The sequence below is a fragment of the Hymenobacter agri genome (assembly GCF_054778495.1).
Map to the genome: position 1 here is coordinate 1 of NZ_BAAGZM010000820.1, position 1,524 is coordinate 1,524.

The window sequence follows — 1,524 nt, forward strand, 5'->3', positions numbered from 1 at the left end:
CAGGCGCTGCGTGCGGGCCTGCAGCCAGCGCCCCAGGCCCAGCCGCAGAAACACTACCGCCACGGCCAGCCCATATAGCAAATCAACCAGCTGCAGCCAGTAGCCGCCTTCGAAATACGCGTCCGACTTGGCCTTCTGAGCTGGCGTGAGGGTGTTTAGGTAGGCATGGGTCGCTTCCACGCTGAACGGGGCCGCCGCCGCCACCGGCGTTTGAGTAGCGGCAGCCGATGCAGCGGCCGGCGCACTAGTAGCGGGGGCACCACCCGGCACCTGGGCGAATACCGAGGCCGGCGCGGCCGCCAGCAGGAGCAGCAACGCCAGCATCGACAGGAGCCCAGGGAGGAGCCGGCGTTTCAGAAAAGAGCGCATAAGGGGTTGCAGAAAGAAGGTGAGGGTAACAGCCAACGCAGCCGCGCCGGCTAAACGCAGCAGATGCAGCCGCAGCTGGCGGGTTGCCTGGCGCTGGTAATGTCGGCGCTACGCGGGCTGCCCGGGCCGCTCCAGCAGCACAATGGGCGCGGCGTGGTAGGTGGCGCGGGCGTATTCGCGGTAGCCAAATTTGGCGGCCAAGCGCAGCGAGGGCTCATTGCCGGGGTCGATGATGCACACCGTGCGCACGGGGCCGAAGTGGCTTTGGCCCCAGGCCAGGGCGGCTTCCACGGCCTCGCTGGCGTAGCCTTGGCCGTGGATGGCGGGGTCCATCACCCAGCCGATTTCGGGGGCGTCGCCCAGCGGCGGGTCGATGGCACGGTGCAGGCGCAGGAAACCCACGGCCCCCACGAAGCGGCCGCTGGCCTTCTCCTCCACGGCCCAGAAACCGAAGCCCATGATGACCCAGTGCCCGGCACTGCGCAGCAGCAGCTTCCACACTTCTTCGGCGGGCATGGGCTCGGGGCCGAAATAGCGGTAGTAGGCCGGCGTGCGGCTGAGCGCAAACCAGGGTTCGAAGTCTTCGGCCCGAAAGCCGCGCAGGCGCAGGCGGCTGGTTTCGAGAATGGGGGCAGTGAGGTGCATAAGGAGTTGGGCTGCTATCGAAAACAAATGCCCGGGCAAACGGACAGGCCGAGTTGGCCAGCGCACACCATTGCCGAAGCTGGCGAAAGATATAGCGCCTGCCCAATATATGCCCCACCCGCAAGCAAAAAGCAAAAAGGCTTCAGGGCCAATTGCCGCTGAAGCCTCTTTGCTGAAATCGTTCAAGCTACCCGAGGCAGCTTAGCTCGCTACCACGAGCCGCTGTTGTCGTTGGTGCTGTCGAAGCCGCCGCCGCCGGTGTCGCCCGAGGAAGTGTCGTCGTAGGATGAGCTGCTGTCGTCCGACGAGAAGAAGTCGTTCGAGTTGTCGGGGGCCGTGTTGGCATCGGAGAAGTAGTCGGGCTCCGAAGTGCCGGCCCCTCCCCCATCGCGCGAGTTGAAGTAGTCGCTGCCGGCCGCGGGGTTCACCGCCGCGCCGGCCCCAGCGCCACCGAAGCCGGCTGCGTTGCCGTCGTTCGTCAAGCCATTGCCCGAGGTTTCGTGGCCCGAC

Annotated in this window: 3 protein-coding genes; all 3 read right to left on the reverse strand. The window is 66.3% G+C overall.

What is annotated here, in order from left to right:
• A partial coding sequence (locus ACYVDE_RS22475; RefSeq protein WP_460503764.1) for a hypothetical protein occupies positions 1 to 324 on the reverse strand: 324 nt, incomplete at its 3' end.
• 153 nt (positions 325 to 477) lie between these two features.
• Positions 478 to 1,014: a GNAT family N-acetyltransferase gene (locus tag ACYVDE_RS22480; protein WP_460503765.1), complete on the reverse strand. Its 537-nt coding sequence runs from the start codon at positions 1,012 to 1,014 to the stop codon at positions 478 to 480.
• 209 nt (positions 1,015 to 1,223) lie between these two features.
• On the reverse strand, positions 1,224 to 1,524 hold a 301-nt coding region (locus tag ACYVDE_RS22485), incomplete at its 5' end, for a hypothetical protein (protein ID WP_460503766.1).